Source organism: Nonomuraea sp. NPDC049400 (assembly GCF_044466425.1).
GTDB lineage: Bacteria > Actinomycetota > Actinomycetes > Streptosporangiales > Streptosporangiaceae > Nonomuraea.
Genome location: NZ_JBITMP010000019.1, coordinates 150,441 through 175,136, shown reverse-complemented (window position 1 = coordinate 175,136; position 24,696 = coordinate 150,441). Strand labels below are relative to the sequence as shown.

Annotated in this window: 23 protein-coding genes; 12 read left to right on the top strand and 11 right to left on the bottom strand. The window is 70.2% G+C overall.

Features of this window, described 5'->3' with window-relative positions; all coding sequences use genetic code 11:
- Positions 1–82: 82 nt before the first annotated feature.
- Positions 83–1,471: a cellulase family glycosylhydrolase gene (locus tag ACIBVN_RS29130; RefSeq protein ID WP_397141662.1), complete on the bottom strand. Its 1,389-nt coding sequence runs from the start codon at positions 1,469–1,471 to the stop codon at positions 83–85.
- 306 nt (positions 1,472–1,777) lie between these two features.
- Between ACIBVN_RS29130 and ACIBVN_RS29125 the strand changes: the two genes are divergently transcribed.
- The 3 genes from ACIBVN_RS29125 to ACIBVN_RS29115 all read left to right on the top strand — a co-directional run bounded on the left by ACIBVN_RS29125 (position 1,778) and on the right by ACIBVN_RS29115 (position 4,520).
- Complete coding sequence (locus ACIBVN_RS29125) at positions 1,778–2,986, top strand: serine hydrolase domain-containing protein (protein WP_397141660.1); 1,209 nt, start codon at positions 1,778–1,780, stop codon at positions 2,984–2,986.
- Positions 2,987–3,019: 33 nt separating this feature from the next.
- Positions 3,020–3,664, top strand: coding sequence for a leucine efflux protein LeuE (gene leuE / locus ACIBVN_RS29120; protein WP_397141658.1), 645 nt, complete (start codon positions 3,020–3,022; stop codon positions 3,662–3,664).
- Positions 3,665–3,878: 214 nt separating this feature from the next.
- Positions 3,879–4,520: a VC0807 family protein gene (locus tag ACIBVN_RS29115; RefSeq protein WP_397141656.1), complete on the top strand. Its 642-nt coding sequence runs from the start codon at positions 3,879–3,881 to the stop codon at positions 4,518–4,520.
- On the opposite strand, the gene ACIBVN_RS29110 is transcribed toward ACIBVN_RS29115, so the two are convergent.
- Together ACIBVN_RS29110 and ACIBVN_RS29105 are read right to left on the bottom strand one after the other, a co-directional pair.
- Positions 4,428–5,375 (bottom strand): hypothetical protein, encoded by a 948-nt coding sequence (locus ACIBVN_RS29110; protein WP_397141654.1) that lies wholly within the window; start codon positions 5,373–5,375, stop codon positions 4,428–4,430. The genes ACIBVN_RS29115 and ACIBVN_RS29110 overlap by 93 nt on opposite strands.
- Positions 5,368–6,567 (bottom strand): sensor histidine kinase, encoded by a 1,200-nt coding sequence (locus tag ACIBVN_RS29105; RefSeq protein WP_397141652.1) that lies wholly within the window; start codon positions 6,565–6,567, stop codon positions 5,368–5,370. The genes ACIBVN_RS29110 and ACIBVN_RS29105 overlap by 8 nt, the downstream gene beginning before the upstream one ends.
- A gap of 391 nt (positions 6,568–6,958) precedes the next feature.
- Here ACIBVN_RS29105 and ACIBVN_RS29100 point away from each other — a divergent pair, with 391 nt between their 5' ends.
- The 8 genes from ACIBVN_RS29100 to ACIBVN_RS29065 are packed head-to-tail and all read left to right on the top strand — an operon-like array spanning position 6,959 to position 16,280.
- A complete protein-coding gene (locus ACIBVN_RS29100; RefSeq protein ID WP_397141650.1) occupies positions 6,959–7,576 on the top strand; it encodes a DedA family protein in 618 nt (205 codons plus the stop codon).
- A 36-nt stretch (positions 7,577–7,612) separates the two neighbouring features.
- Positions 7,613–8,434, top strand: a complete 822-nt coding sequence (locus ACIBVN_RS29095) for a DMT family transporter (RefSeq protein WP_397141648.1) — start codon at positions 7,613–7,615, stop codon at positions 8,432–8,434.
- 18 nt (positions 8,435–8,452) lie between these two features.
- Positions 8,453–9,655 carry a glycosyltransferase gene (locus ACIBVN_RS29090; RefSeq protein WP_397141646.1) on the top strand — a complete coding sequence of 401 codons (1,203 nt, stop codon included), beginning with the start codon at positions 8,453–8,455 and terminating at the stop codon, positions 9,653–9,655.
- Entirely contained in the window at positions 9,652–10,317 is a 666-nt protein-coding gene (locus ACIBVN_RS29085) for a DUF998 domain-containing protein (RefSeq protein WP_397141644.1), read from the top strand. Before ACIBVN_RS29090 ends, ACIBVN_RS29085 begins: the two co-directional genes overlap by 4 nt.
- Before the next feature lie 51 nt (positions 10,318–10,368).
- A complete protein-coding gene (locus ACIBVN_RS29080) occupies positions 10,369–11,124 on the top strand; it encodes a cytochrome P450 (protein ID WP_397141642.1) in 756 nt (251 codons plus the stop codon).
- Positions 11,121–11,870 (top strand): isocitrate lyase/phosphoenolpyruvate mutase family protein, encoded by a 750-nt coding sequence (locus ACIBVN_RS29075; protein WP_397141640.1) that lies wholly within the window; start codon positions 11,121–11,123, stop codon positions 11,868–11,870. The genes ACIBVN_RS29080 and ACIBVN_RS29075 overlap by 4 nt, the downstream gene beginning before the upstream one ends.
- A 7-nt stretch (positions 11,871–11,877) precedes the next feature.
- Positions 11,878–14,697 carry a BTAD domain-containing putative transcriptional regulator gene (locus ACIBVN_RS29070; RefSeq protein ID WP_397141638.1) on the top strand — a complete coding sequence of 940 codons (2,820 nt, stop codon included), beginning with the start codon at positions 11,878–11,880 and terminating at the stop codon, positions 14,695–14,697.
- Between the two features lie 35 nt (positions 14,698–14,732).
- Positions 14,733–16,280: an MFS transporter gene (locus tag ACIBVN_RS29065; RefSeq protein ID WP_397141636.1), complete on the top strand. Its 1,548-nt coding sequence runs from the start codon at positions 14,733–14,735 to the stop codon at positions 16,278–16,280.
- A 19-nt stretch (positions 16,281–16,299) separates the two neighbouring features.
- On the opposite strand, the gene ACIBVN_RS29060 is transcribed toward ACIBVN_RS29065, so the two are convergent.
- The gene (locus ACIBVN_RS29060) at positions 16,300–16,947 is read right to left on the bottom strand and encodes a winged helix-turn-helix transcriptional regulator (RefSeq protein WP_397141634.1); all 648 of its coding nucleotides are present in this window, start codon (positions 16,945–16,947) and stop codon (positions 16,300–16,302) included.
- Positions 16,948–17,037: 90 nt separating this feature from the next.
- Here ACIBVN_RS29060 and ACIBVN_RS29055 point away from each other — a divergent pair, with 90 nt between their 5' ends.
- Complete coding sequence (locus tag ACIBVN_RS29055) at positions 17,038–17,325, top strand: DUF4287 domain-containing protein (protein ID WP_397141712.1); 288 nt, start codon at positions 17,038–17,040, stop codon at positions 17,323–17,325.
- 30 nt (positions 17,326–17,355) lie between these two features.
- Here ACIBVN_RS29055 and ACIBVN_RS29050 read toward each other — a convergent pair whose 3' ends face one another.
- The 7 genes from ACIBVN_RS29050 to ACIBVN_RS29020 form a co-directional block, all read right to left on the bottom strand.
- Positions 17,356–18,270, bottom strand: a complete 915-nt coding sequence (locus tag ACIBVN_RS29050; RefSeq protein WP_397141632.1) for a serine hydrolase — start codon at positions 18,268–18,270, stop codon at positions 17,356–17,358.
- Positions 18,271–18,398: 128 nt separating this feature from the next.
- Positions 18,399–19,274, bottom strand: a complete 876-nt coding sequence (locus tag ACIBVN_RS29045) for an alpha/beta hydrolase (RefSeq protein ID WP_397141630.1) — start codon at positions 19,272–19,274, stop codon at positions 18,399–18,401.
- Positions 19,271–20,665 (bottom strand): NAD(P)/FAD-dependent oxidoreductase, encoded by a 1,395-nt coding sequence (locus ACIBVN_RS29040; protein WP_397141628.1) that lies wholly within the window; start codon positions 20,663–20,665, stop codon positions 19,271–19,273. Before ACIBVN_RS29040 ends, ACIBVN_RS29045 begins: the two co-directional genes overlap by 4 nt.
- A gap of 36 nt (positions 20,666–20,701) precedes the next feature.
- The gene (locus tag ACIBVN_RS29035; protein WP_397141626.1) at positions 20,702–21,487 is read right to left on the bottom strand and encodes an ABC transporter permease; all 786 of its coding nucleotides are present in this window, start codon (positions 21,485–21,487) and stop codon (positions 20,702–20,704) included.
- Complete coding sequence (locus ACIBVN_RS29030) at positions 21,484–22,335, bottom strand: ABC transporter permease (protein WP_397141624.1); 852 nt, start codon at positions 22,333–22,335, stop codon at positions 21,484–21,486. Before ACIBVN_RS29030 ends, ACIBVN_RS29035 begins: the two co-directional genes overlap by 4 nt.
- A gap of 3 nt (positions 22,336–22,338) precedes the next feature.
- Positions 22,339–23,526, bottom strand: coding sequence for a spermidine/putrescine ABC transporter substrate-binding protein (locus ACIBVN_RS29025; RefSeq protein WP_397141622.1), 1,188 nt, complete (start codon positions 23,524–23,526; stop codon positions 22,339–22,341).
- A 21-nt stretch (positions 23,527–23,547) separates the two neighbouring features.
- Positions 23,548–24,693 carry an ABC transporter ATP-binding protein gene (locus ACIBVN_RS29020; protein ID WP_397141620.1) on the bottom strand — a complete coding sequence of 382 codons (1,146 nt, stop codon included), beginning with the start codon at positions 24,691–24,693 and terminating at the stop codon, positions 23,548–23,550.
- Positions 24,694–24,696 lie beyond the last annotated feature (3 nt).

Genomic DNA, 24,696 nt, shown 5'->3' with positions numbered 1-24,696 from the left:
CCTTGCGCGGGCCGGAAAGCGGTCAGCCAGGGGCGGCGGCTGCCCCTGGCTGGGTCGCGGACGTCAGATCCGACGCGGAGGGTCAGAAGTCGTCAGGGGTGCGGACGCGGTCGCGGATCCAGACGCCGGCCGGCTTGAGCCGGGAAGTGCCGGCGAAGGGCCCGTTCGGGCAGGTGCCCTCGGTGAAGACGGCCCCCGAGCGGAAGTCGTCAGAGAAGTTCCAGTTCACCCAGCTGATCTTCTTCTGCGCCATCAGGTCGAGGTACTGCTGCGACCTGGTGAAGTTGTTCGACCCGTCCCCGGAGGCCGTCTGGGTGCCGAACTCCGTGACGAAGATCGGGAGCCGGTCGGCCGCCCTGGACAGCGTGTCGAGGTACTCGCTGCCGTGGGAGGCGGCGTAGAAGTGGAACGTGTACATGATGTTGTCGGCGTTGACCGGGTTGTTGATGATCTCGGTCTCGCTGGCGCCGTCGGATACGCCCAGCGACGACCACGCGCGGGTGCCGACCAGGATCGGGGTCTCGGGGTCGTACTGCCTGATCACGGGGATGAGCTGGTTGGCGTAGCTGCGCACCGTGGACCAGGAGACGCCGTTGGGCTCGTTGGCGATCTCGTAGAGCAGGTTGTTCTTGCCGTTGTGCCGCTGGGCGATCTCGGTGAAGAACGTCTTGGCCCGTGACAGGTTGTAGTTGGGGTCACCGGGGCTGAGCATGTGCCAGTCGACGATGGCGTACATGCCGCGCGCGGTGGCCTGCTCGATCAGGTTGTGCACCCGGTCGGTGAACAGCCGGGGGTTGGTCTCGTAGCCGTCCTCCTGGATGTACATGGAGATGCGCAGGACGTCGGCCTTCCAGTCGTTGGCCAGCGCGTCCAGCGAGGCGGTGTTGAGGCACTGGTAGTACCACTGCAGGCCGTGGCTGCTCATGCCGCGCAGCTGGATCTGCTTGCCCTGCGCGTTGCAGAGCTTGACCCCGCACACCTTCAGCTGCCCGTTGGCCTGGACCGGCGTGCCCGCGGAAGGAGCTCCGACGACGAGGCGGTCGAGGTTGGGGCCGCCGTTGGCGGTGGTGGCGGTCGCCCGGACGGTGTTCGTCCCGGCGTTGAGCGTGGTGGTGAGAGTGGCCTCCTGCCAGGTGGTCCAGGCGCCGGTGCCGGGGAAGTCCCGGGTGGTCGTGGTGCCGTTCACGGCGACAGCCATCGGACGATTCGTGGTGGTGCCGTTGGCGTACCTGAAGGTGAGCGTGGCGGGACCGGCGGTGGCGGCGTCGACGGCGAACTCGACGTACGAGCCCGTGGTGTTGTCGTAGTTGACGAAACCTGTGCCGCTGTAGCCGGCGTGGTTCGACTCGGCCACGCCCTGGGAGATCGTGGCGTTCTCGGCCTCGTACGTGGTCGCGGCCTGGGCTGGAGCGGCTTGTAAGGAGGCGGCGACGATCGCGGCGATGGCGGCCAGCCGCACGGATCGATGCATGGGGGGTGAGCTCCTCACGCGTTCATTAGGAAACCTTACTAACTGAGGAGCGTAGATCGGACGTCAACCCGAGGACAAGACCCAAATTTGACGGGGACAGTCAAAGGGCGCGGTCCACGCGGCCACCCCTAGCCGCGCGGACCGCGCCCATCTCGAGCGGCGGACCCGCAGGACAGCAGCGCCGCCAGCCACAGCGCGACAGCGAGCCCGCTCCGTATTCCATGCTAAACAAATAGGGATTGCAGGTAAAGCTTGAATTCGCGGCAGGGTGGTGACAGGAACTGCCGTTCGTGATGGATTCGGGAAATGAGCGTGCAGGGCACTTGTGATCCCCGCTTCTCCCAGGTCGCGGAGGAGTTCGAGAACAACCTCGCCGCGCGCGGCGAGGTGGGCGCGTCGGTGTACGTGATCGTCGACGGCGAGGTCGTCGTCGACCTGTGGGGCGGGCAGGCGGCGCCCGGCGTCCCGTGGCAGAGCGGCACCATCGGGCACGTCTGGTCGTGCACCAAGGGCGCGACCGCGCTCTGCGCCCACGTGCTGGCCTCGCGCGGCGAGCTCGACCTCGACGCGCCGGTCGCGCGCTACTGGCCCGAGTACGCCGCCGCCGGCAAGGGCGGGACGCTCGTCCGGCACCTGCTCGCCCACCAGGCAGGTCTGCCCGCGCTGCGCGAGAAGCTGCCGCCGGGCGCGTTCTACGACTGGAAGCTGATGGCCGGCAGGCTCGCGGGCGAGGCGCCATTCTGGGAGCCGGGGACCAGGCACGGGTACCACGCGCTGACGTTCGGCTACCTGGTCGGGGAGGTCGTGCGGCGGGTGAGCGGGCGCTCGCTCGGCACGTTCTTCCGCGAGGAGATCGCCGAGCCGCTCGGCCTGGAGTTCTGGCTGGGACTGCCGGAGGAGCAGCAGGACAGGGTCGCGCCCACGATTCCCGCCGACCCGCCGGAGACGCCGCCCTCCTTCTACGTCAAGGCGTTCACCGACCCCGGCTCGATCCCCGCGCTGCTGCTGTCGAACGAGGGCGGCTACATGATGCCCGGCGAATCGGACAGCCGGGCCGCGCACGCGGCCGAGTACGGCGCCATCGGGGCGATCACCAACGCCCGGGGGCTGGCCGGCATGTACCGGCCGCTGTCGCTGGGCGGCGGCGAGCTCGTCACCCGGGAGCACCTCGCGCACATGTCGCTCACCGTCACGGCGGGCACCGACGCGGTGCTTGGCGTGCCGACGCGCTTCGCCCTCGGCTTCATGAAGGCGGCGGACAACCGGCACCTGCCGCCCGCCGACAGCGAGGGCGCGCTGCTGTCGGCGACCGCCTTCGGCCACGCGGGCATGGGCGGCTCGATCGGCTTCTGCGACCCGGCGGCGCGGCTGGCGTTCGGCTACACCATGAACAAGCAGGGCATCGGTCTCGGCGTCAACCCGCGCGGCCAGGCCCTGGTGGACGCCACGTACCGGGCGCTCGGCTACAAGCAGGTGTACGGCGGGATATGGACCGCGACGGGCGAGATATCGTGATGTGCGGTTAAGCCTTCCCCTGGAGCAAGCAGCATGTTCTTCGGTATCACGGACTTCTGGGCCTACGTCATCGGCGCGTTCCTGATCATTCTTCTCCCCGGCCCGAACTCCCTGTACGTCCTCAGCTTCGCCGCCCAGAACGGCGTCCGCCAGGGCTACCGGGCCGCGGCGGGCGTCTTCCTCGGCGACACCGTGCTGATGTTCCTGGCCGCCGCCGGCGCCGCCTCCCTGCTCCGCTCCAACCCGCTGCTCTTCACGATCGTCAAGTACGCGGGCGCCGGCTACCTGGCGTGGCTCGGCTTCCAGATGATCAGGGGCGCCTGGCGGTCCAGGAGGTCGACCGAGGAGAAGCCGCAGGTCAAGATGGAGCGCCAGGCGCGCCCGTTCCGCAAGGCCCTGATGATTAGCCTGCTGAACCCCAAGGCCATCCTCTTCTTCGTCTCGTTCTTCATCCAGTTCGTGGACCCGTCGTACACCGCGCCCGCGCTGTCGTTCCTGATCCTGGGCGCGGTCATCCAGGTGTTCAGCTTCCTCTACCTGACGGCGCTGATCTTCGGCGGCACCTTCCTGGCCAGCCAGTTCCGCCGGCACAGGAAGCTCAGCGCCGGTCTGACCTCGGGCGTCGGCGCCCTGTTCCTCGGATTCGGCGCGAAGCTCGCCACCACGTCACTCGGCTGAAAGCCGGCCGAAAGGCCCTGCTGTTTTCGTGGAACCCAGATGGAACGCGTCAAAAGAGGCAGTCGCACCACCTCGCCTCAGGTACGGTAAGCCACCGGCGTGCTTCCCGGGACCCGGGTGATGCCGTTCTGGTTACAGCGAGCGGTCCATCTGGAAAGCCTTGTCCCCCGAAGCCCGGGTAGACGCTGATCGTCGGCCTATCTGCGGAGCAGCCTTGAACCATCCCCCAGTCACCCTCCCACGCCTCACCGCACTTGCCCGGCAGGCGGCTCCGAAGCTGCTCGAAGGCGTCGTGGCGCCGCTGGTGGTGTTCTACCTGGCCATGATGGTCCTCGGATTCACGGGGGCGCTCGTCGCCACCGTCGCCTGGGTCTACCTCGGAGTGGCGTGGCGGCTGATCAGGCGGGTCAAGGTGCCCGCGACCATGTTCCTGGCCGCGTTCGTGATCACGATCCGCGCCCTCGTGTCGTTCTGGACGGGCACGTGGATGTGGTTCTTCATCCAGCCGGAGATGGGCACGATCTGCATCAGCATGGCGTTCCTCGCCTCGGTCCGGCTCAACAAGCCGCTCGTGCAGAAGCTCACGCTCGACTACATCCACCTGCCGTCGGCGGTGCTCAAGCACGAGCGGGTACGCAGGTTCTTCGCCAGGATCACGCTGCTGTGGGCCTTCGTGCTGCTGATGAACTCGACGTTGAGCATCGCCCTCGCGGTCCACGAGTCGCTGGCGGGCTCGCTCGGCGCGTTCATGGTGATGAGGACGTCAGCGGTGGCCGTGATCAGCGGTCTGGCGATCGCGTTCTCGATCTTCGCCTTCAAGCGCGTCCTGCACCGGCTGCACGTCGCCCATACGTGATCGCTCGGCGAGCAGGAACGCCCCGCACATCCCCATGACCAGCCCGGTCAGCATGGCGAACAGCTCCACCAGGTTCGACGCGGACGCCCCGCCGGCGAGCGGCCCGCCGACCGACATGACGATCATCGGGTAGAGCCCCCAGCCGAACAGGGAGCCGGAGCCCAGCCAGGCCACCACCAGCGGCCGCCAGAACGGGCCGCCCCCGCGCCGCCTGACCGCCAGGATGAGCGCGACAGCCCCGGCGATGCCCAGCAGTCCCTTGAAGCCTTCCAGGAAAAAGCCCCCGGAGAGCCTGACCGCGCCGATCGGCAGGGTCACCAGCAGCGCGCCCCAGGCCACGACCGTCTGGAACGACCGGGTGGGGCTGGCGAAGGGGTGGCCCACCCGGGTGGTGAAGGCGTGCGGCCACCGGTCGCGCGAGTAGAGCCAGAAGGCGGTCATGAGCCCGACGCCCTGCCCGATGAACCCGCCGTAGACCATCATGTAGACCCACGGTTCGATGCTCCCGCCCTGGAACGCCGACAGCCCGTCGAGCATCACCATGATCGGCGCCGTGACGACCATCACCGACAGCAGGCCGGTGCCCACCCACAGCGGCAGCAGCACGAGCCAGGCGGGCAGCCGCAGCCCCCACCTCATGGTGAACGCCAGCGCCAGCACCATTCCGACGGCGTCCATGCCGAACGTCATCGCGTTGAGCCCGACCATCGACGAGTCCCTCATCAGGTCGGGATCGGTGACCCCGATCGAGCTGCCCGTCAGCCAGAGCAGCTTCAACGTGAGGTACGGCAGCATCGCGGCGACCGCGACGATCGCGGCGGTGACGCGCCCTATGCCCGCTCTCTGTTCATTCATGCTCCGAGCGTCGCGCGCCGGGCCGCCGGTTCCCTCCCGAGCCGCGGGGATCCTCATCCCCCGTCCGGGGGATGGTCACGTCCAGCTCGAAACCGTCCCCGACCGGCCCGGCGGTCAGCGTGCCGCCCGCGAGCCGTACACGCTCGCGCAGGCCCGCCAGCCCCAGCCCGCCCGGCAGCGCGGTCGGCCGGGCCCGCGGCCGGTCGTTGCGCACGGTGACGCGGTCCGGCGCGACCCGCACGGTGACGGCCGCCCCCGGCGCGTGCTTGGCCGCGTTCGTCAGCCCCTCCTGCACCACCGCGTGCGCCAGGGCGGGCACCGGACCGGCCACCAGATCCAGGGCGATCGGCATGCCGGAGTCCCTGGCCCGCCGCACGACCTCGGCCACGTCCTCGTCCGCGGGTGACAGCGGCGCCGCGTCGGAGTCCTCGCGCAGCAGCCCGATGATCTGGCGCAGCCGCTCCGTGGCGTCCGCCGCCGCCAGCCGCAGCTCCCCCGCCGCCTTGACGTGCGCCTGGTCCAGCCCGTGGGCCAGCTCGAGCCCCGCGGCCCTGACCGCGATCAGGGCCAGGTCGTGGCCGAGCGAGTCGTGCATGTCCCGCGCGATCCTGGCCCGCTCGCGCAGCCTCGCCTGAGCCTCGGCGGACAGCCTGGCCTGCGTGCGCTGCTGCAGCAGCTTCCGCCTGAGCAGCCCCAGCAGGTACGGCACCACGTACGTGCCCAGCAGCCCCGTCACCATGGACACCCACAGGGCGAGGTCGCCGCCCTGGACGAGCACCACGCCCACGCCGACGACCGAGATCAGGCAGAAGGCGACCAGTGCCGGCCGGATCGCGGCCAGGCGCCGTCCGGTGAGGTAGGCGTACCACATGATGAACGGCGAGGTGGCCAGCAGCGGGAGGATCTTCACGTTGCGCCTGGGCAGCAGCCAGCTCAGGTCCACGGTCGCGAACCCCTCGCTGAACCGCCACGGCCCGAGCGGCAGCAGCAGCACCAGCGCGGCCAGCGGCCAGCGGCGGCCGACCAGCACCGCCACGGCGGCGAGGCCGATCCTGGGCACGGTCACCATGCCGAAGGCGGCCGGGTCCTTGACCGGGTCGGGACCCATGGCCGCGACGAAGATGCCGAGCACGGCCCAGAGCAGCAGGTCGTAGACCACCTGACGGCGGCTCTCCCGGCGAAGACGTCTCACGGCACCGACGTTATCCGCCTCACGGACGCGGGGGTCACGGCCGAAAGTCGGCAGGCGACCCTGACGAAAGTCAGGGTAGGGCGTCGTCCCCTGTCGCGGTGGGGCTAGCACCACCTCGAAAGCGCCTACCTCCACTCCTGTTTCCGCCTGCGGAAACAGGTTTGATCGATGGTGTCAACCGGAGGTCGGAACCGGACCCCTGACGAAAGTCGGGGGTACTGCGTGCCGATCGTCCGATGTGCCGTGACCTGCGGAGTTTCTACCTTCATGGGGTACCGGCCCTGAACTGCATAAGGGATGGGTCCGCGTTCGACCCGGGGCATCCCCGATGTCCCGGACCGTCCCACGCAGACACGCTGTGTGGGTGCCCTGACGATCGGAGTACACGCTCATGTCGCACGCCATTCTCGACCTGGTCCAGCAGGTGATGTCATCGCCGTGGTTATACGCCGCGCTGTTCGTCCTGGCGCTGCTCGACGGGTTCTTCCCCATCGTGCCCGCCGAGACCTCGGTGATCACGGCGGGGGTGTTCGCCGCGTCGGGCGAGACGAACCTGGGGCTGGTCATCCTGGTCGCGGCGCTGGGCGCGTTCGCGGGTGACCACACCTCCTACCTGATCGGCAACAAGTCGGCGGGCAGGCTGCGGGGAAAGAAGGCGTTCGTCTGGGCGCGCGGCGCGCTGGCCGAGCGGGGCGGTCTCGTCCTGGTCGTGGCCAGGTACATCCCCGGCGGGCGCACCGCGACCACGCTGACCATGGGCGCCGTGCGGCATCCGCTGCGCTCGTTCACGTTCTTCGACGCGATCGCGGCCGGCTCGTGGGCGGTGTACTCCGGGCTGATCGGCTTCTTCGGCGGGATGGCGTTCGAGAACGACCCGATCAAGGGCCTGCTCCTCGGCCTCGGCATCGCGGTGTCCATCACCGCGGTCGTCGAGGTCGTGAGATGGCTCAGGAAGCGACGCGCCATCCAGCCTTCCCCGGAACGTCTTCCTGCGGACACGTCCGTTTGACCCTGCCTGGCAACCATCCGTCTGAAAGGAGTGCGCATGACTGTGCTGGCCGCGGCGATCGCCTTGGTCGGTTCGCTGTTCTTCGCGCTCGGAGCCGCACTCCAGCAGTTCGAAGCAGTCGAGTCGGCCAAGCCGGGGCTGCTGACGCTGCTGCGCCGGCCGCGCTGGGTGCTCGGCGGCGCCTCCATTCTGGCGGGTGGCGGCCTGCACATCGTCGCGCTCGGCCTCGGCCCGCTGACCATCGTCCAGCCGATGGGGGTGGCCAGCCTGCTGTTCGCCCTGCCCATCGCCGCCACGCTGCACGGCCGCAAGCCCGCACGCAAGGAGCTGGCGGCGGCGGGTGTGGTGGCGTCCGGGCTGGTCGGGCTCGTGCTGCTCGTCCCCGCATCCGACGGTCCCACCTACCTCAGCCCGAACGGGGTGCTCACGCTGCTCGGCGTGGCCGGCGTCGCGGCGGTCCTGCTGTGGGCCGGCTCGAAGGCGGTCTCGCCCGCGGGCCGGGCCGCGCTGCTGGCCACCAGCTCGGGCGTGCTGTACGGCGCCACGGCCACCCTCGTGCGCGTGCTGGTGGACGGCGCCTGGAACTGGTGGTACCTGCTCGCGCTGCCGGTGCCCGCCCTGCTGGCGCTGATGATGCTCCAGCGGGCCTACGCCGTCGGGCACTTCGGCGTCTCGTTCGCCTCTCTCCAGATCGCCGATCCCCTGACGGCGGTGGCGTTCGGCGCGCTGCTGCTCGGCGAGCCACTGCCGACCGGGATCGCGCCGGTCGCCGCCGCGGCCCTCACCGCGGCCGGCACCATCGCGCTGGCCCGGACCAGCCCGCTGGAAGCCCACAACAATTCCCCCGCCCCTGTGTGAAAACGGAGTGTCACTCACATGGCCATGCCCCTGCGCTCGCTCCCCGAGACCGCCCCCGCACCCGAGCGTCCCCGCCGCGTCCTGATCTCGACCGACACCTACCCACCCGACGTGAACGGCGCCGCCTACTTCACCCACCGCCTGGCCACCGGCCTGGCCGCGCGCGGCAACGAGGTGCACGTGGTCTGCCAGTCGGACGCGGGCCCGCCCACCGCCGACGTGGTGGACGGCGTGATCGTGCACCGGCTGCGCTCCGCCCCGATCGTCGTCCACCCCACCATGCGTTTCACCGTGCCGACCAGGCTGGACCGGCTGATCGCGGGCATCCAGCCCGACGTCCTGCACACCCAGGGCCACTTCGTGGTCGGCAGGGCGGCCATGGCCGCCGCCCGCCGTGCCGGGGTGCCCGTCGTGGCCACCAACCACTTCATGCCCGACAACCTCTTCCAGTTCTGCCACATCCCCGACCGGCTGCGGGCCAAGGCCGGCCGGCTGGCCTGGCGCGACTTCAGCCGGATCTTCAACCGGGCCGACCACGTCACCACCCCGACGCCGCTGGCCGCCAAGCTGCTGGCCGACCAGGGCTTCACCCGCGAGGTGGAGGCGGTCTCCTGCGGGATCGACCTGGCCAGGTTCTACCCGCGCGCCGAGCCCAAGGCATGGGCGCGCAAGCTGTTCGACCTGCCCGACCGGCCCACCGTCCTGTTCGTCGGCCGGCTGGACGAGGAGAAGCGCCTGGACGAGCTCGTACGCGCACTGCCGCTCGTGCTGAACGAGACCGACGCGCAGGTGGCGCTCGTCGGCAAGGGCAACCAGCGGGCGGAGCTGGAGAGGCTGGCCAAGCGCATCGGTGTGAGCGAGCGGGTGTTCTTCCTGGGGTTCGTGCCCGACGAGATCATGCCTCAGGCGTTCGCCGCCGCCGACGTGTTCGCCATGCCGGGCATCGCCGAGCTGCAGAGCATCGCCACGCTTGAGGCCATGGCCTCGGGCCTGCCCGTGGTGGCCGCCGACGCCATGGCGCTGCCGCACCTGGTGGACGACAACGGCTACCTGTTCCAGCCGGGCGACGTGGTCGCGCTCGCCAGGCACCTGACGGCCATCCTCGCGGACGACGGCCTGCGGGCCAGATTCGGCAAGGCCAGCAGGGAGCTGGCCCTCACCCACGACCATCAGTCGTCGCTCGCCCGGTTCGAGCAAATCTACGATGAGGTGACTCGATGATCCCACGCCAGAGCGCTGTGGGCGCCATCGCCGGCACGGCGGTCTCCGCGGGCGCGCTGACGTACGCGCAGGTCGCCCTGCCCACGCAGACGTTACTCAGCGACTACGCGCTGGTCTCCGGCGGGCTCGTGCCCGTGCTGATCGGGATGCTCGCGCTGGCGGGGGCATGCCTGTCCCTCGCGTACGGCCTCGCGGCCGGTGACCCGGTGCGCACGGCGGCCACCAGGGTGCTGCTGCTGGCCGGGGCGGCGGGGCTGATGATGAGCGCGATCTTCCCCACGGACCCCTCGACGGTCGGCTCGATCACCGGCGAGATCCACCGGTGGTCGGCGGCCGTCGTGTTCACCTCGCTGCCGGTCGCCGGCTGGGCCCTGGCCAGGGGCCGGGCCGCGGCGCCCCGATGGAACGCGGTCCGGGCCATGAGCGTGACCTCCGCGGCCACGCTGGCCGTCTATCTGGCGGCACACCCCGCCTCCATCACCTCGGCGCTGATCGGCGGCTCGGCCTACTACGGGCTGCTGGAGCGGGGCGTGGTGCTGGCCGAGATGGCGCTGCTTACGGCCATGGCTCTGGCGTCCGCCGGAAGGCGGCCCGCCGTCCAGACCCCGGCCGCCCCGGCCGAGCCCCAGCGCTCCGAGCGCTCCGAGCGGCTGGCGGCCTGATGCCCGCATCCTTCGACCGGCGACGAAATTACCCCGTTCTAGCGTGGAACCATGCTCATCACACGCCACGCAGACGCCGAAGCGGTGCTCGCCGACCCGAGATATGTGCCGCCTCCCGTACGCCAGGACGCCGCGGAGGGCACGCTGGCCTGGCTCCGCGCCCAGGTGTCGCGCTTCAGCACCGGCGAGACGCACTCCGGGCGGCGCCACCTGCTGGTCGAGCGGCTGGCCGCGGTTGACCCGGCCGAGCTGAGACCGGCGGCCAGAGCCATGACACTGGAACGGGACGGGGACTGGCGGGGCGTGCCCACGGCCGTGCTCGGCGCCGCGCTGGGCGTCAAGGACACGAGCGCGGTGGCGGCCGCCGCGACCGGATACCTGTCCGGCGAGGAGAGCCCGGAGGCCGACGCCGCCGTCGCCGAGCTGCTCGAGCTGGCCGGCATCCCCGAGATCACGCTTCTGCTGCAGGGGCACGCCGCCACGGAGGCGCTCATCGAGCACACGCTCAGGCATGCCGAACCCGGCGACGACGTCGAAGCCCTGCTGCACGAGACGCTCAGGCAGGACCCGCCGCTCAAGGCCACCCGCAGGCTCGACACGCGGACCGGCGGCGAGGTGACGATCGACCTGGTGTCGGCCAACCGCGACCCGGACGTGTTCGCCGATCCCATCAGATTCGACCCCTCGCGCGGCCGTACACCCCATCTGACCTTCGGTCACGGCGCGCGCCCCTGCCCCGCGCCCGCCCACGCGCTCGCGCTGGCCGCGGGCGTGCTCGAAGCCCTGCTCCACGGGAGCCGCTCATGAACTTCCACGACCTGCACCGCCCAGGAGATCCGCTGCTGCTGCCGAACGCCTGGGACTACGGCTCCGCCGCCGTCCTGGCCGCGCACGGCTTCCCGGCGATCGGCACGACCAGCCTCGGCGTGGCCGCCGCGTACGGCAGGCCGGACGGGGCGGGCGTGACCAAGGCGGAGACGATCGAGCTGGTCGAAGCCGTCAAGGACCTGGGCGTCATGGTCACCGTGGACATCGAGGGCGGGTTCAGCGACGACCCCGCCGAGGTGTCCGACCTGGTCGCGAGCCTGGCCGCGCTCGGCGCCGTCGGCGTCAACCTGGAGGACGGCCGTCCCGACGGCACCCTGCGCCCGATCGAGCTGCACCAGCGGATCATCGAGGCGGCCAAGGGACACGGGGTGTTCGTCAACGCCCGCACGGACACGTACTGGCTGAAGACCGGTGACGACACCCTGGAGAGGGTGGCCGCCTACGGGCACGCCGACGGGATCTTCGTGCCGGGGCTGACGGACCTGAAGGAGATCGCCGAGGTGGCAGCCGCCACGCCGCTGCCGCTCAACGTCCTCCACCAGCCAGGCGGCCCCACCCTCGCCCAGCTCGCCGAGGTCGGCGTGGCCAGGGTGAGCACCGGGTCGCTCCTGTACCGGGCCGCGCTCGGCGAGGCGGTCGCGACAGCGCTCGCCGCCCAGGGGAAGCAGGCACCTCCGATGCCGACGTACGCGGAGATCTCCGCCCTGCTGCCGCGGCCACGATAATCGAGGCATGCGCTTTCAGATCCTCGGGCCCACGACCGTGCTGGGCGAGGACGGCGAGCCGGTCACGCTCGGCGGTCCCCGGGTGCGGGCGCTGCTGACCCTGCTCGCCCTGCACGCCGGCCGCATCGTCGGCGGCGAGCAGCTCGTGGCCGGCATGTACGGCCCCAGGCCCCCGGAGGGCGTGGCCAACGCGCTGCAGTCGCAGGTGTCCAGGCTGCGCAGGGCGCTGGGCAAGGACCTGGTGGAGTTCCACCCGGCCGGATACCGGCTGGTGGCCGACCCTCAGGAGGTCGACGCGCGCAGGTTCGAGCTGCTCGCGCAGGCGGGCAGGCAGGCACTCGCCGGCGGCGACCCTGGCCGGGCGGCCACGCTGCTGCGGGAGGCGCTCGACCTGTGGCGGGGTGCGCCGCTCGCCGACGCCCCGCACGCCGGGTCCGCCGCGACGGCGCTGGAGGAGTTACGGCTGGCCGCCACCGAGGACCGCGTGCAGGCGGACCTCGACCTGGGCGGGCACCGCGAGCTGGTCGCCGAGCTGCGCCAGCTCACGGCCGCACACCCGCTGCGCGAGCGGCTGCGGGCCCAGCTCATGCGCGCGCTCTACGGCAGCGGACGCCAGGCTGAGGCGCTGACCGTCTACGACGAGGCCAGGAAGACCCTGGACGAGGAGCTGGGCGTAGAACCCGGAGCCGAGCTGGCCGCCGCCCACCTTGCCGTGCTGAGGGCCGACCCGGCGCTCGGCGCCCCCACGCCCCCCGCGCCCAGGCAGCGGGGAGGACTGCGCGCCCAGCTCACCAGCTTCGTGGGCAGGGACGAGGAGATCGAGCAGGTGCGCGCCAGGCTGCGGGCCAACCGGCTGGTCACGCTGATCGGCCCCGGCGGCGCAGGCAAGACCCGGCTCGCGACCGAGGCGGCGGAGCGGGCCACCGGCGACGTGTGCTTCGTGCCGCTCGCGCCCGTCTCCGACGGCGGCGACGTGCCGAGGGCCGTGCTGGCCGCGCTCGACATCCGCGACACCCTCATGTACGGCCCCGAGCGGCCCGCCGTCGACCCGGTGACGAGGCTGGTCACCGCACTGGCCGACCGCAGGCTCCTGCTGGTCCTGGACAACTGCGAGCATCTCGTCGCGGCCACCGCCGAGCTGGCGGACGCGCTGCTGGCCTCCTGCCCCGGGCTGCGCGTGCTGGTGACCGGGCGCGAGGCGCTCGGCATCACCGGCGAGTCGATCCTGCCCGTGGCGCCGCTGCGGCTGCCGCCGCCGGAGCCGGGCAACCCGTTGGACTACCCGGCGGTCCGGCTGTTCGCCGACCGCGCCGCCGCCGTCCTGCCGGGGTTCGCCGTGGAGGCGGGCAACGCCGCCCAGGTCGTCCGCATCTGCCGGGCGCTCGACGGGCTGCCGCTGGCCATCGAGCTGGCCGCGGCGCGGCTGCGTACCCTGTCGGTGTCCGACGTGGCGGCGCGGCTCGACGACCGGTTCAGGCTGCTGACCCGGGGCAGCCGTACGGCGCTGCCCCGGCACCAGACGCTGCACGCGGTCGTCGCGTGGAGCTGGGACCTGCTCGACGAGAGCGAGCAGCGGCTGGCCAGGAGGCTCTCCGTCTTCCTGGGCGGCGCGCGGCCCGAGGCGGCCGAGCAGGTGTGCGGGCTGCCGGAGGAGGTGCTGTTCTCGCTGGCGGAGAAGTCGCTGGTGGAGTTCGTGGACGGCCGTTTCCGGATGCTGGAGACGATCAGGGCGTTCTGCGCGGAGCGGCTGGCGGAGTCCGGCGAGGTCGAGCAGGTCTGCGAGGCGCACGCCGGCTACTACCTCGACCTGGTCACGACGGCCGACCCGTGGCTGCGCACCGGCGAGCAGCTGGAGTGGCTGGCCCGGCTCGACGAGGAGGGCGACGACCTCAACGCCGCCGTGCGCTGGGCGACCGAGTCGGGCCGGCTGGAGACGGGGCTGCGGCTGCTGGCCCGCAGCGCCTGCTACTGGTGGATGCGCGGTCACCGCGTGACCAGCGCGAACCTGGCCGCCGCGCTGCTGGCCGAGCTCGGCAACCGGCGCCCACCCGGCATGGATGAGGAGTACATCATGTGTGTGCTCATCACAGCCTGGGCGGGCGGCATCGACGAGGGGCTACGCGCGCAGCTGGTGGAGGCGCGGCAATCGTTGCCGGTGGACTTCCTGCCGTCGCGGGTGGAGTTCCTGATGATGCTGCTGTCGGCGTTCACGGGGCCTCCCGGCGACTTCGACGAGATCTTCGCGCTGCTCCTGGAGCAGATCGATCGGCTCCCGCCCTGGCAGCGGGCCCTGTCCTACAGCGGCGCGGGGTTCGTGCTGCAGCAGGTCGGCCGCCTCGATGAGGCGCAGGCACACTTCGAGCTGGCCCTGGCCGGGTTCAAGGCGATCGGGGAGCGGTGGGGCACCGTGCTGGTGCTGTCCGGGCTGTGCGCGCTGTACCAGGAGCAGCGCGACTTCACGACCGCGTACGCGCTGGCCGACGAGGCGCTCGCGGTGGCCAGGGAGCTGGACGCCAAGTCGGAGATCGCCGAGGGTCTGTGCCGGCGGGGCGACGTCCTGCTCAGCCTGGCCGACGCGGCGGGAGCGCGGGCCGACTTCACACGCGCGGCCGGGGTGGCGCGCCGGAACGGCTCCATGGAGAACCTGGCGTGGGCGCACCTCGGCCTGGGCGAGGTGGCGCTGTTCCAGGGCGAGCAGGACGAGGCCCGCGCCCTGCTCACCCAGGCGCGCGACGAGGTCCCGGCCGACTGGTACAGCGCCGAGGAGACCCGCGCCCGCATCGCCGCCGCGCTGGCGGAGGTCAGCCTGCCGGTCAGCGAGCGGTAGGCAGGCCGTCAGCCGCCCTCACGAGAGTGGGCGGCATGAACAACAAATGGTCCTGCCTGGCCATCGCCTGCCTGGCGACCCTGCTGCTCTCGCTCGACCTCACGGTCCTGCACCTGGCCCTGCCCCGGCTGGTGACCGACCTCGGCGCGAACTCCACGCAGCTGCTCTGGATCAGCGATATGTACGGCTTCGCGCTCGCCGGCCTGCTCGTCACCATGGGCAACCTCGGCGACCGCATCGGCCGCAAGCGCCTGCTGCTGATCGGCGCGGCCGCGTTCGGCGCCGCCTCGCTGGTGACCGCGTACGCGCCCAACGCCGAGCTGCTGATCGCGGCCAGGGCACTGCTCGGCGTGGCCGGGGCGACGATCATGCCGTCCACCCTGTCGATCGTCCGGAACGTGTTCACCGAGCCGGGCGAGCGGACCGCGGCCATCGGCATCTGGAGCGGCATGAGCGCCGCCGGCTTCGCCGTGGGGCCGGTCGTCGGCGGGCTGCTGCTCGACCACTTCTGGTGGGGCTCGGTCTTCCTGATCAACGTGCCGATCATGCTGCTGGTGATCGCCGGCGGGATCCTCGTGCTGCCCGAGTCGCGCAACCCCCATGCGGGCCGGATCGACCTGGTCAGCGTGGCACTGTCGTTCGCCGGAGTGGTGACGGCCGTCTACGCGGTCAAGGAGGCGGCGCACAAGGGCATCGTCGCGGACCCGGCGACAGTAGTAGTCGAGCACGCCGACGTGCTCGCGGCGGGCGTGGCCGGGGTGCTGCTGCTGGGCCTGTTCGTGTGGCGGCAGGCGCGGCTTCCCGAGCCGCTGATCGACGTGCGGCTCTTCACGCGGAGGGCGTTCAGCGCGTCCATCGTCACGAACCTGCTGGCGATCTTCACGATGTCGGCCATGATGCTGATGTTCGGCTGGTACCTGCAGCTCGTGCTTGGCTGGACGCCGCTCCAGGCCGGCCTCGCGCAGCTGCCCGGCGGGCTGAGCGGCGCGGTGGGCGGCGTCCTGGCCGCGAAGCTGATCCGCCACCTCGGCAGGAACGGCGTGGTCGCGCTCGGCCTGGCCATGAACGCGGGCGCGTTCCTCTACTACTCCACGCTCGGCCCGTCGCTGAACTACCTCGCGCTGCTGCCCGTCATGCTCATCGGCGGCCTCGGCATCGGGTTCACGTTCACCGTCAACAACGACAACGTGCTGGCCACCACGCCCAGGGAAAGGGCCGGGGCGGCGGCCGCGGTGTCGGAGACGGCGTTCGAGCTGGGCGGGGCGCTCGGCATCGCGATCCTGGGCACGGTGCTGAACTCCGCGTACCGGGCCGGTCTGGACGACACGGTCGTGCAAGCCGGGGCGCGGGAGTCGATCGCCGGGGCGCGGGAGTCGATCGCCGGGGCGATGCGCGCGGCGGAGGCGCTGCCCGCCGAGGAGGCAGGCAGGCTCGTGCGGGCGGCGCAGGCGGCCTTCATCGAAGGGCTGCACCTGACCTCGCTGGTCACGGCGGGGCTGCTGGCCGTCGTCGCGCTGGTGGCACTGGTCGGGCTGCGTGGCGTGCCGAAGGTCATCCCGGAGGAGACGCTGACCAGCGCGTGACTCATGGCCCCTCTGTTGATCAGAAGCGGAACATCTCGGCGAACCGGCTGAGTAGCGCGGGATCGCCTTGTACGCGCACGCTGCCGTCGTGGAGCACCTCGTCCGGGGTCTTGCTGCCGCTCATCAGCTCGCGGACGGGGTGGCCGGTCAGTCGTTCGATGACGAGGTCGGGGGCGGGGTGCGGGCCGATGCCGACGGTGAGTCCCCCGTCGACGATCTGCAGGCGGAGCGTGAAGTCGCCCATGCGGACCTCGTAGCCGACGGTGACTCCTTGGGCGGCGTCCGGCCGGTAAGTCGTACGGAATGACATGGCGACCGACTCGGCGGTGACGAGCTCGCCGGGGCGAGGCTCGTCGAGCGTCCGCGCGCCCCAGCGGCCCAGCGCGACCAGCGCCGGCTCGAGATCGCGTCCGTAGTCGGTGAGCTCGTAGACGACTGCGCGGTCGGGATGCGGCAGCGCGCGGCGGGTGGCCAGTCCTGCCTCTTCGAGCTGCTTGAGGCGGGCCGACAGGATGTTGGTCGGGATGCCCGGCAAGCCCTTGCGCAGGTCCGTGAAGCGCTGAGCCCCGGTCAGCAGATTACGGACGATCAGCATGCTCCACCGTTCGCCGACCATCTCCATCGCGCGGGCCAAGCCGCAGAACTGTCCGTACTCACGAGACGTCATGATGCAAATCTTATCTCATGCTTCAGTTGACAAACCATGCTTGCAAAAGACAAGCTTGCTGCTCAGTCACCTCGCAAGATGGAGAAACGCATGTCGTTCCAGGCATACCTCGACAACATCGAGGACAAGACAGGACTGACACCACGTGAGTTCATCGCTCTGGCGAAGGAGCGCGGCTTCGACGACCCGTCCGTGAAAGCCGGAGTGATCGTCGACTGGCTGAAGCAGGACTACGACCTTGGACGTGGGCACGCGATGGCGTTGGTGCACGTGATCAAGAAAGGGCCGAAGATCGACACCAAACACGTCGGCAGCTCGGGTTCCCATCGCGACGAGTCCGACACGCTGTGGCTGGACGGCAAGAACAACCGGCCCTGAGGAGTCGGCCAGGCGACACCACGCAGGCATTCAGGCGATGGGCCTGGTCGGGCAGGGGCGGGTGATGGTCGGGGAGAGAGTGTCGAGGCGGGCGCCGATCAGGCGGGCCACGCCCTCGATGGTCTCGATGCCCGCCCCCTCCCCCGGCTGGTGGTCGGTCTGCACCGACAGCAGCAGGTCGCGGCCCGGCCCCACGATCCGGCCGTAGCTCGTGACGGCCCACGACGCGTTGCCGACGAACGGGCGCGGCGTCCAGCCGTTCTTCAGCGCCACCCGGTCCCCGGGCCGGGCAGCGGCGCTGACGCCCCACGACTGGTCCTTCTGGACCCGGGACATCAGGTCCAGCACCAGTCTCCGGTCGGGCGCGGTCAGGCCCCTGCCGCCCTTGACCAGGACCTTCATGAGGCGGATGCGGTCTGCGGGGCTGGTGGTGGTGCCGCCCCAGTAGATGCCGGGACCCGGCGTGGTCTCCCGGAGCCCCACCCTGGTGTAGAAATCGCTCATCGAGCCGCCGACCCGCGACCACAGGGCGTCCGCCGCGCTGTTGTCGCTCTCTGTGATCATGCGGGCTGCCAGGTCGCGTTCCTCCTCGTCCAGCTCACCGGTGCCGCGGAGCAGGAGCGCGGCGAGGATGTCCACCTTGGCGCCGCTGGCGGTGATGATGTCGTGTCGGTGCTCTCCCTCTCCGAACGACACCCCGGTGACCAGGTCAAGCGCGCCGTAAACGATCCGGCCGGGGCGCGTGCTCACGTACCGGGAAATGTCGCGTTCGAGGCGGACGCGGGCCGTGGCGGCGGCGCGCGGGTCGGGAAATTTCATGACGCAGCGGGCGACCTTGATCGGCGCTTTCACCGCCACGGGCGCGACCGGCCCGCTCTCGGTCCCGCACCCCGCCGCCAGCACCGGCACCAGCATCGACCAGGCCGCCATCCACTTCGCGCGCACGCGCCACCCCCATGATCTCATCGGGGGTCACAAGGAGCATGCTCCGCGAGGCGGCGCGGCCCGCCATGACACGCGCTTTCCTGGCCAGGCTTTCAGCGCGGCCTTGCGGAGCCGCTACCACACGGACGTCAGAGGTGCTCGGCGAGGAAGTCGGCCGTCGCGTCCACAGCCTGGGTGACGTACGGCTCGCGGTCGTAGAGGTCGATGTGCTGCTTGGCGTCCACCCAGACGAGCTTCTTCGGCTGGTCGAGCCGCCGGTAGGCCTCCTCGGCCCCCTCGGGCGGGCAGAACCGGTCGATGACGCCGTGCACGATCAGCGCCGGCTTCGGTGACAGGAAGTCCGCTCCCATCATGTTGTCCATCGTGACCAGCTCCCGCACGCTGGCCCTGGTCACCGAATTTGACCAATGGGGCGAGGCGCCCCGCGAGGTGCCGTAGTACGCGTACGGCTCGTCGCCCGGCATGGCGGCCTCGCCCTCCTCCGCGACCGCGGGCATGTACTCGACGGCGCCGCCCAGATCCTGCCGCTCCAGGACATCCGTGAGCCCCGCCAGCACCGACTGGTAGTCCATCCCGGCCCGCATGGAGTAGGGGTTGTTGTACGCGCCCGCAATACCGGTAAATGTCCGGACGCGAGGATCAAAAGCGGCAAATTTCAGGGCATATCCGCCACCCAGGCATACCCCCACCACCCCGATCCGCTCCCGGTCCACCTCGTCCCGCGACCGCAGGAACGACACGGCGGCCCGCAGGTCGCGCAGCTTGCCCTGGGGATCCTCCTCCCGGCGCGGAAGCCCCTCGGACTCGCCCCAGTTCCGATGGTCGAAGGCCAGCGTCACGTACCCTCGCTCGGCCAGCCGCTCCGCGTACCGCCCGGTGACCTGGGCGCGCACCCCGGTGAGTGGCCCCGTGAAAACCAGCGCGGGGCGCGGCCCCACGCCGCCGGGCACCCGCAGGTCCCCGACGAGCGTGAGGCCGTCCGCCATGAATTCCACCCGGGTCACGAGTCGAACCCCAGTCCCATCCGGTCGAGCGTGCGCAGCCACAGGTTGCGCTTGCCCTGGTGCTGGTCGGCCTGCGCGATCGACCACCGGGTGACCTGGATGACCCCGGACCGGACCGGCTCGGGCGGGAACGGGACCGGCTTCTCCTTGACCATCCGCAGCTCGGTCCGCTCGGTGGGCTCGCCCGACAGCAGGTCGAGCATGACGTTCGCGCCGAACCGGGTGGCTCCCACGCCCATCCCGGTGTAGCCGGTCGCGTAGACCAGCCGCCCGCCGTGCGCCTGCCCGTAGAAGGCGCTGAACCGGCTGCAGGTGTCGATCACCCCGCCCCACCTGTGCGTGAACCGCACGTCGCCGAGCTGCGGGAACGTGTCGTAGAAATGCTCTGCGAGCTTGACGAACGTCTCGTCGCGCTGCTCGTACTCGGACTTGACCAGGCCCCCGTTGTAGTAGACGGCGTCGTAGCCGCCCCACAGGATCCGGTTGTCGTCGGTCAGCCGGTAGTAGTGGAACTGGTTCCCGGAGTCGCCGACGCCCTGGCGGTTGCGCCAGCCCACCTCGGCGAGCTGGGCGCCGCTCAGCGGCTCGGTCATCAGCGCGTAGTCGTACACGGGGACCACGAAGTGCTTGAGCCGGCGCAGCAGCGGCGGGAACACCCCCGTGCCCAGCGCCACCCGGCGCGCGCCGACCGCGCCGTACGGCGTGCGCAGCGTGATGGTCGTGCCGTCGTCTCCCAGTGAGCGGACGGGGCTGCGCTCGTAGACCCGCACCCCCAGGCTGAGGCACGCGTCCCGCAGCCCCCACGCCAGCCGCGCCGGGTCGAGCATGGCGCACCCGCTGCGGTCCCAGAGCCCGCCCAGGTAGGTGGGCGAGTTCACCTCGGCCCGAACCTGCTCCTGGTCGAGCGGCAGGTAGTCGAGCCCGTGCGCCGAGATCAGGTCCAGGTGCTCGTGGAGGTCGTCGAGCTGCCACGGCTCGGTGGCCACGTGCAGCTCCCCGGTGCGCTCGAACGAGCAGTCGATGCCGTAACGCTCCAGGGTGCGCTCGATCTCGTCGAGGTTGGCCACCCCCATGCGCTCGAGGCGGTCGATCTCGTCCGGCCACCGCTCCAGGCCGTTGGGCAGGCCGTGGGTGAGGGTCGCCAGGCAGAACCCGCCGTTGCGCCCGGTGGCCGCCCAGCCGATCCTGCGCCCTTCGAGCAGGACGACGTCCAGCGAGGGGTCTCGTTCCTTGGCCATCAGGGCCGTCCACAGCCCCGAGAAGCCTCCGCCGACGACGACCAGGTCGGCACTCGTGTTCTCCTCAAGCCGCGGTCGCGGCTCGGGTCTGGCCGGGCTGTCCAGCCAGTACGGCTTGCGCTCCGCATCAGCAAGCGCCTTCAGCGGATCCACAAATCCCACTTCCCTACGAAGTTCGTGGAGGTTTATTTAGGTACGGCGCCGCGCCGCCACCGCGTTTCCGATCGCGATCAGCACCCCGATGCCGAAGATCAGCGTACCCATGACGTTGACCTGCGGTGGGATACCCGTCTTCACCGCACCCACGATCCACAGGGGGAAGGTGACGGTCGAGCCGTTGACGAAGCTGGTGACCACGTAGTCGTCGATGGACAGCGCGAACGACAACATCGCGCCGGCCATCACGCCCGGCATGATCGACGGCAGCGTCACCTGCCTGAACGTCCCCCACGCCGTCGCCCCCAGGTCCCTGGCCGCCTCCTCCAGCGACGGGTCGAGCGTGACGATCCGCGCCCGTACCGTCACCACCACGAAGGACACCGAGAACAGCACGTGGGCGATGATGACCGTGTTCGCGTCGCGCGGCACGTTCCCGGAGACGAACAACGACAGCAGCGACGCGCCCATGACCAGCTCGGGCGTGGAGATGGCGGCGAAGACCAGGAAGTTCGTGAGCCCCTTGCCGCGGAAGCGGTGCCGCCCGAGCGCCAGCCCCAGCATGGTGCCGATCACGACCGTGATGACGGTGCTGACCGCGGCGATCACCAGCGAGTTGCGCAGCGCCACGGTCAGGTCGGAGATGTCGAACAGCTCGGCGTACCAGCGGAGCGTGAAGCCCTGCCAGGAGGTGTTCGACTTGCTCTTCTTGTCGTTGAAGCCGAAGAGGATCATCACGGCGATCGGCGACGACAGCCAGACGATGATGATCCAGGTGTAGATGTGGAGGAGCCGGTCCCCGAGCCGAGCGCCCCTCATCGGGCCGCCGCCTCGAGCACGTTCTCCGTCCCGAGCGCCCTGGCGTAGATGAAGATCCCCACCAGCAGCACCGCCATCAGCGTGAACGACAGCGCCGAGGCGGTCGGGTAGTTGAGGTTCGTCAGGTACTCGGTCTGGATGATGTTGCCGATCATCGTGTTGGCCGTACCGCCGAGGATCTGCGCGTTGATCGGGTCAGCCGTGGCGGGCACGAACGTCATCAGCACCCCGGCGAACACCCCCGGCAGCGACAGCGGCAGCACCACCCGCCGGAAGGCCGCCGTCCGCGTCGCGTACAGGTCCTGTGCCGCCTCGATCACCCGCGGGTCCACCCGCTCCAGCGACACGTAGATCGGCAGGATCATGAACGGCAGGAAGTTGTACGTCAGCCCGCCAACCACGGCGACCGTCGTGGCCAGCACGTGGAAGTCCGCGGGCAGCAGCCCCCAGCCCTTCAGCGTGCCGAACAGGATGCCGTTGTCCGACAGCAGGAAGTTCCACGAGATCGTCCGCAGCACGAACGACACGAAGAACGGCAGCAGCAGCAGGAACAGGTACACGGACTTGCGCGTGCCGCCCTTGAACGCGATCCAGTACGCCACCGGATACCCGATCACCAGCATGGCTGCCGTGGCGAGCCCGCCGTAGACCAGCGAGCGCGCCAGCTGGGTGCCGTACCTGCCGAGCGCGTCGCTGTAGTTGGAGAAGCTGAACGTCATCGCGAAGCCGTCGATGGCGTTGCCGGTCTGCAGGGAGACCGACGCCATCGCGGCCATGGGCACGACCAGGAAGATCGCCAGCCACAGCCAGCTCGGCAGCGCCAGGAGGTAGGGGGTGAGCCGCCTCATGCGTTATGCCTGGGTGACGGACTGGAAGATCGGGTTGAAGACCTGCTCCTGCTTGGTGGTCAGCGGGGTGTAACTGCGCAGCTTGGCGTAGTCGGCCTCGGTGGGGAACATGAGCGGGCTGTTCACCATGTCCTCGAGGGCCTTCTTGTCCTTGCCCTTGGCCGTCTTGGCCTTCTCCCGCAGCAGGTCCTGCACGGCGGGGACCGGCGTGACGTACTGGATGAACTCGTCCAGCTCGGTGGCCACCGCCGGCTGGTAGAGGTAGTCCATGAGCATGAGCGCGTCCACCGGGTTGGCCGCGCCCTTGGGGATGAGCATGTTGTCGGTCCAGATCGTGCCGCCCTCCTCGGGCACCACGAACTTGACGGGCTCGCCGGCGAGCTGGCGCTGGAAGACGTCACCCGACCAGGCCATGGTCAGCCAGACGTCGCCCTTGGCCACGGCGTCAATGTAGCTCTGGTCATAATATTTCCGGACAATTCCGGCGTCGCGCTGCGCCTTGAGCTTCTCCCCGGCCTTCTTCCAGTCGGCCTCGGTCGACTTCTCGGGATCGATCCCGAGCGCGAACATGGCGAAGTTGCCGATCTCCTGCGCGTCGGACATCATGCCGACCCGGCCCTTGTACTTGGGATCGAAGAGCGACTCGATGCTGGTGATGTCCTCGTCGACGTACTCGGTGTTGTACGCGATCCCGGTCACGCCCGACGTGTACGGCACCGTGTACTTGTTGCCCGGGTCGTAGGCCCGCTCCTTGTACTTCTGACCGGCGTTGGCCGCGAAGTTCGGCAGCTGGGAGTGGTCGAGCGGGGTCGCGTAGCCCAGGTCGATCATGTGCTGGAGCTGCACGCCGTTGGTCATGACGACGATGTCGTAGCCCAGGGACTGCCCGGCGCGCAGCACGGGGTCGGCCTTGCCGAAGAACTCGGCGTTCTCCTGGATGACCTCTTTGTACTCGTACGAGATGCCGGTGGCCTGCTGGAACTTCTTCAGCGGCGCCTGGTCCTCCGGCATGTACTCGGGCCAGTTGGCGAAGACGACCTTGCCGTGCTTGGTCTGCTTCGCCCAGTAGTCCTTGACCGCGTCGGCCTTCGGCGGCGCGGCCTTCTGTCCTTGAACACCGCAGGCGGCCAGGGCCAGCCCGGCGGCGGAGAACCCGGCGATCCGGAAGACGTCACGACGGGAGCGGGGCATGGGGTGGTTCATGGGGTGCTGTCAACTTCCAATCACGTACGAGTGCCGCGCCTGCCACGACAGCCACACGGAGTCGCCCCGCTCCGCGGTGGCCGTGGCGTCAAGCGCGTTCTGCTGAAACACGGTGATGATCGTTCCGCCGCGAGCGGCGGAACGATCATCACCAAAGTGGCGTGCTTGATTGGCGCCCTCGCTACGCTCGGTCGCGCTGGCCCCGTCAGCGAGACTCACCGCGTAGCTGTTGTAGGTGCCCAGGTAGACCACCTCGGCCACGGTCCCGCGAACGGCGCTCAGCCCCTCGGCGGGCTCCTCCGTGCCGATGGTGATCTTCTCGGGCCGCACGGTCACCGTCACGTCGCCGTCGTGCCCCGGCACCAGCACCCGGCCGCCGCCGATCTTCAGCACGCCGCTGTTCGCGGTGCCCGCGAGCAGGTTGGAGGTGCCGATGAAGCCGGCCACGAACGCGGTCGCGGGCCGCTCGTAGATCTCACGCGGCCCGGCCAGTTGCTCGACCAGGCCGTCGTTCATGACCGCGATCCGGTCGCTCATGGTCAGCGCCTCGTTCTGGTCGTGTGTCACGTACACGAACGTGATGCCGACCTCGCGCTGGATGCGCTTGAGCTCGATCTGCATGGTCTGGCGGAGCTTGAGGTCGAGCGCGCCGAGCGGCTCGTCGAGCAGGAGCGCCCGCGGCCGGTTGACCAGCGCGCGGGCCAGCGCCACGCGCTGCTGCTGGCCGCCGGACATCTCGCGCGGCCGGCGCTTCTCCCTGCCGGTGAGGTCGACGATCTCCAGCATCTCGCCGACCCGCCGCCTGATCTCCTCCTGCGGCGTCTTGCGCTGCTTCAGCCCGAACGCCACGTTGTCCCAGACGCTCATGTGCGGGAAGAGCGCGTAGGACTGGAAGACCATGTTGACGTCGCGCTTGTTGGGCGGGACGTTCGTGACGTCCTTGCCGTGCAGCCTCACCAGGCCCTTCGAGGGCGGCTCGAACCCGGCGATCATTCTCATGGTCGTGGTCTTGCCGCACCCGGACGGGCCGAGGAGGGAGAAGAACTCCCCCTCGGCGATGCCCAGCGTGACGCCCTTTACCGCCTGGACGACCTCGCCATGCGAGAGGTACTCCTTGACGACGTTCTCAAGCTCTATCGCATTCAGCTCAGCCATCCC

What these genes read in the sequence shown, in the direction of transcription:
- ACIBVN_RS29130 (WP_397141662.1), bottom strand. Translation starts at nt 1,471, where the DNA reads ATGCATCGATCCGTGCGGCTGGCCGCCATCGCCGCGATCGTCGCCGCC.
- ACIBVN_RS29125 (WP_397141660.1), top strand. Translation starts at nt 1,778, where the DNA reads ATGAGCGTGCAGGGCACTTGTGATCCCCGCTTCTCCCAGGTCGCGGAG.
- leuE (WP_397141658.1), top strand. Translation starts at nt 3,020, where the DNA reads ATGTTCTTCGGTATCACGGACTTCTGGGCCTACGTCATCGGCGCGTTC.
- ACIBVN_RS29110 (WP_397141654.1), bottom strand. Translation starts at nt 5,375, where the DNA reads ATGAATGAACAGAGAGCGGGCATAGGGCGCGTCACCGCCGCGATCGTC.
- ACIBVN_RS29100 (WP_397141650.1), top strand. Translation starts at nt 6,959, where the DNA reads ATGTCGCACGCCATTCTCGACCTGGTCCAGCAGGTGATGTCATCGCCG.
- ACIBVN_RS29095 (WP_397141648.1), top strand. Translation starts at nt 7,613, where the DNA reads ATGACTGTGCTGGCCGCGGCGATCGCCTTGGTCGGTTCGCTGTTCTTC.
- ACIBVN_RS29090 (WP_397141646.1), top strand. Translation starts at nt 8,453, where the DNA reads ATGGCCATGCCCCTGCGCTCGCTCCCCGAGACCGCCCCCGCACCCGAG.
- ACIBVN_RS29085 (WP_397141644.1), top strand. Translation starts at nt 9,652, where the DNA reads ATGATCCCACGCCAGAGCGCTGTGGGCGCCATCGCCGGCACGGCGGTC.
- ACIBVN_RS29080 (WP_397141642.1), top strand. Translation starts at nt 10,369, where the DNA reads ATGCTCATCACACGCCACGCAGACGCCGAAGCGGTGCTCGCCGACCCG.
- ACIBVN_RS29075 (WP_397141640.1), top strand. Translation starts at nt 11,121, where the DNA reads ATGAACTTCCACGACCTGCACCGCCCAGGAGATCCGCTGCTGCTGCCG.
- ACIBVN_RS29070 (WP_397141638.1), top strand. Translation starts at nt 11,878, where the DNA reads ATGCGCTTTCAGATCCTCGGGCCCACGACCGTGCTGGGCGAGGACGGC.
- ACIBVN_RS29065 (WP_397141636.1), top strand. Translation starts at nt 14,733, where the DNA reads ATGAACAACAAATGGTCCTGCCTGGCCATCGCCTGCCTGGCGACCCTG.
- ACIBVN_RS29060 (WP_397141634.1), bottom strand. Translation starts at nt 16,947, where the DNA reads ATGACGTCTCGTGAGTACGGACAGTTCTGCGGCTTGGCCCGCGCGATG.
- ACIBVN_RS29055 (WP_397141712.1), top strand. Translation starts at nt 17,038, where the DNA reads ATGTCGTTCCAGGCATACCTCGACAACATCGAGGACAAGACAGGACTG.
- ACIBVN_RS29035 (WP_397141626.1), bottom strand. Translation starts at nt 21,487, where the DNA reads ATGAGGGGCGCTCGGCTCGGGGACCGGCTCCTCCACATCTACACCTGG.
- ACIBVN_RS29030 (WP_397141624.1), bottom strand. Translation starts at nt 22,335, where the DNA reads ATGAGGCGGCTCACCCCCTACCTCCTGGCGCTGCCGAGCTGGCTGTGG.
- ACIBVN_RS29025 (WP_397141622.1), bottom strand. Translation starts at nt 23,526, where the DNA reads ATGCCCCGCTCCCGTCGTGACGTCTTCCGGATCGCCGGGTTCTCCGCC.
- ACIBVN_RS29020 (WP_397141620.1), bottom strand. Translation starts at nt 24,693, where the DNA reads ATGGCTGAGCTGAATGCGATAGAGCTTGAGAACGTCGTCAAGGAGTAC.